Source organism: Candidatus Stygibacter australis (assembly GCA_030765845.1).
In the GTDB taxonomy this organism is placed as follows: Bacteria; Cloacimonadota; Cloacimonadia; order Cloacimonadales; family TCS61; genus Stygibacter; species Stygibacter australis.
Genome location: JAVCDJ010000079.1, coordinates 1 through 3,699, shown reverse-complemented (window position 1 = coordinate 3,699; position 3,699 = coordinate 1). Strand labels below are relative to the sequence as shown.

Genomic DNA, 3,699 nt, shown 5'->3' with positions numbered 1-3,699 from the left:
TGGATGAGCCCACCTCAGCTCTCGATCCCCAATCCACTGCCAAAATCGAGGAATTGTGCCTTGCCCTCAAAGATAAAGTGACAATTCTGATAGTTACTCATAATATTGCCCAGGCTGGGCGTATTTCGGATTACACGGGTTTTATGTATCTGGGAGAAATGGTGGAATTTGCCAAAACCCAGACGATGTTCACTGTGCCCAAAGATAAAAGAACTGAAGCCTACCTTAATGGTGTGTTTGGCTAAAGGAGAAAACATGTTAGAAATGAAATTAAATGGCTTACGCAAGCTAATCACAGAGGAAGCTGATTACGTGAGCTCAATGATCTCAATGGCTTATGAAGGACTTTTTGAGAGAAATGAAGAGATATTTACTGAAATATATAAACTGGAAGATAAGTTAAATGATCTGGAAATGCAGGTGGAAGACGATGCTATTGGCTTAATGGCACTGCATCAGCCGGAAGCAAAAAACCTGCGTACTATTGTCATGATCATCAAGATGAATAATGACCTGGAAAGATTAGGAGATCACGTTGTCAATATCACCAAATGTGCCACCCGTATCCTCAAAAGTCCGGTGATCATAAAATATATTGACCTGCCTGTGATGTTCAAAGAGACTATGAATATGATGCGTGATTCTATAGCAGCCTTTATTAATCAGGATACGGAACTTGCCAGTATGGTGATGGGAGCTGATGACCTGATTGATAATCTGCGTGATCAGATATTCCGCGTGAATATGAGCCACATGATCTCATCTCCAGAAACTACTCCCGTGCGGATGCAGATAAATGAAATCGCCAGTCACCTGGAACGCATAGCTGACCTTACCACAAATATCTGTGAAGAAGTTGTTTTTATGGTAAAAGGACGCGTGGTGAAACATAATGCTGCCCAGCTCTTTTTATAGACATAATGGACAGTATGGACTCAATGGACGAAAGCTATTCTGTCGATCATGCCCATCATGTCCATAAATGAATTTCCTATTTCGTGACAATAAATTTCCCTGTTGATGATCCTTCGCCGGTATCTACTTTGTATAAATACACGCCTGAGGGTGCTTTTATGCCATTCTTCAGGCAGCAATCCCAGCTTAAAGACTCGTTTCCATCATTTTTGGATTTTCGCTGATGAACAAGCTGACCTTTGATATTATATACAGATAATTTATAGTTTCCTTCATTCTGCTTAGATTGATCAGATAACTGGAAACTAACTTGTTCATTCCGGTTTGTAAAAACAGGATTAGGGAAGGTAGTTATTGATAAGGGGTCAGCCACAATTTCCGTATCTAATATTTCGTCTGTGATACTAATTTCCACTACTGATACTGCCGCATGTCCAAAACAGAATAGAAAATCTCTCCTATCACCTTCATAGAGCTGCAATCTACTCACAGAATAGCATAATTCCACGAATTGCTCTGGCTCTAATATACCAGAGGAAGTCTCGCTAATTTCATAGAAATATAGATAATTACTATCACAACAAATCAGATAATTCTCATAAATTTTAAAATCCATAGCTCCAGTTGTCGATAATGTAAAAGATTGTCCTGAGAGCCCAGTGCCTTCATAGGCAAAAACACTAATATTTTCCAGAGTTTCCTGGATCAGCATATAATTTTGATTTAAGTATCGAAGAAAGCAGTAGGATCCCGAAACAAGGTTATCATATTGATTACATAATACAACTTCATTATCATCCAAACCAGAATAAATCATCAAATTTTGATAATCACCATCACTTTGTAAAAAGTACGCTATCCCATTTTGAATAAATCCGCACTTCTGATTTGGAAAATTATCTTCAAAAACTAATTCTACTTCATTATTGTTAATATTGTATTTTTGCAGCAGATTGGTAACAGGTTTACTTATATAAAATGCTTCATCTTCATATTCATCAGTAAGAATCCAGTTAAACATTTCATTTTGCTGCATATAAGGGAATTGGGTTACTAACACTAAATTGTTATTATCAAAACAATATAAGTCCCAGTTATTATTCCAGTAGTCCAGCATATAAAACAAATCGCCACTAACTTTCATAAGATAATAGTCATTATCCGGTAATAATATTTGAGATTGAGATGGTTCGGGAGGAAATGATACATTATACTGGTATAGCCCCTTGTAATTATACATAGTCATACTTGAAAGGAAATAATTATCACCTATCAGATTATGATTATAGAATATGGGGTTATCACCCCAAAATCCACACCACTGAAGATCATTATTATCTCTGCTGATTATTGCAATTCCGTTAGGATCCGGTATCAATATCTTACTGTCAGTATGCCCGATAGTATGGGGTGAGAGTTGATGGGGTAATTCCAGAATATCTATCACCTCAATAGTATTATCTATTTGCAGTTCATATATATTTTCCATTGTATTCAAATATAACTTATCATCGCAGCAGACTATGTTTCCGCACTCGTTTATACAGGTATTATCATTAATTTCCCAGTAATCTAATTGTATCCAGTTTTCTAAATCACTTATATTCCAGAGAACCAGATTCTGATAGCCGACACTGCAGACAGTATCATTTGTTAATTGATGGATATTTGTAATTGACTGATTATTATGTGCCTCAAACAGGTCGAAATTATCTGCAGCTATTTCCAGGCTGTCTGCTCCATTTTGATAAACTATGAATTGATCTGTTTGATTATATCCCAAGATATGATCTCCAAATGATCTGGTTACTACGCTATTATAATCATAATATCCATCTATTGAGAAATCTTCAAGATCAAGCCGGCAATATCTGTTTAAATCAGGCACCATAACAAAAAGATAGTGTTCTATTACATGTAATATATTGGTACAAGCCATTAATTCTAATTCTATTACATCACACTCTACCGGTTCACAGGGATCACTGATATCAATCTTTGTGATCTGTATCTCTTCATTGCAATTATAATCATCAATATCACAATTACTGTAATATAAAAAGTCTCCCTGCCTGACTATTAAACAAAAATAATCAGTATATAACCGTGAAAGTTCCACTAATTCATTATTTTCATTTTCTTCTAACAGCACAATACCCCAGTCTAGATGAAAAACAACTACATCATCATAACTAAAAATACAATCAGTAAAAAAATAATTATAAGATGTCACAAATGGTTCATGAGTATCTATTTCAACTGCCTGTGAATATAGCATTTGCGTAGCTGATATTAATAACAGCCAGATAATTTTGTTCATAATTTACTCCCAAAAACCTGCCTGAGAACAGGCAGGCTTTATGTTTTTATTTAATCTGGATCATTAGGTTCAGTTTCAGAAGGCGGAGGAGAAGTACCATCCCATAACCAAAGATAGGCATCGTTAATAGCAGGATCGGGATTAGAAATAAAGTCACTATTTTCATCCCAATAGTTCTCACCAACAACCTTAATACCCTCTGTTATGATTATCAACCCGTATGGAATATTAAATGTTTCTGTATGTCCTGCTTCAAAGCGACCGTGTCTATGATATTCCTCAAAACTGATACCCTGGTCCATCAAGTAAACATAAATATCTGTACAAGTCGCACTATCTTCTTCGATATGGACTCTAACTTCCGCTGCACTGGCTACAAGTGCAAATGCCATAATTGCAATCATGAATACTACTTTCTTAAACATAGTATCCTCCTTTTTTTGTCAAGAAATCGCTGCAGCTTT

4 protein-coding genes are annotated in these 3,699 nt (G+C 35.9%); 2 read left to right on the top strand and 2 right to left on the bottom strand.

The genetic code is table 11. The features are described from left to right. Both RAO94_04650 and phoU read left to right on the top strand, forming a co-directional pair. Window positions 1-245, top strand: a 245-nt coding sequence (locus RAO94_04650) for a phosphate ABC transporter ATP-binding protein (GenBank protein MDP8321625.1), incomplete at its 5' end; no start/stop codon positions are given. Between the two features lie 10 nt (window positions 246-255). Then, window positions 256-915 carry a phosphate signaling complex protein PhoU gene (phoU, locus tag RAO94_04645; GenBank protein ID MDP8321624.1) on the top strand — a complete coding sequence of 220 codons (660 nt, stop codon included), beginning with the start codon at window positions 256-258 and terminating at the stop codon, window positions 913-915. A 76-nt stretch (window positions 916-991) separates the two neighbouring features. Here phoU and RAO94_04640 read toward each other — a convergent pair whose 3' ends face one another. Both RAO94_04640 and RAO94_04635 read right to left on the bottom strand, forming a co-directional pair. After that, a complete protein-coding gene (locus tag RAO94_04640) occupies window positions 992-3,235 on the bottom strand; it encodes a T9SS type A sorting domain-containing protein (GenBank protein ID MDP8321623.1) in 2,244 nt (747 codons plus the stop codon). A 50-nt stretch (window positions 3,236-3,285) separates the two neighbouring features. Next, on the bottom strand, window positions 3,286-3,660 hold the full coding sequence (locus tag RAO94_04635; GenBank protein ID MDP8321622.1) for a hypothetical protein: 375 nt from the start codon (window positions 3,658-3,660) through the stop codon (window positions 3,286-3,288). Between the last annotated feature and the right edge of the window lie 39 nt (window positions 3,661-3,699).

Excerpts from the sequence above, each read along its gene's own strand:
- phoU (MDP8321624.1), top strand. The coding sequence starts at position 256 with ATGTTAGAAATGAAATTAAATGGCTTACGCAAGCTAATCACAGAGGAA.
- RAO94_04640 (MDP8321623.1), bottom strand. The coding sequence starts at position 3,235 with ATGAACAAAATTATCTGGCTGTTATTAATATCAGCTACGCAAATGCTA.
- RAO94_04635 (MDP8321622.1), bottom strand. The coding sequence starts at position 3,660 with ATGTTTAAGAAAGTAGTATTCATGATTGCAATTATGGCATTTGCACTT.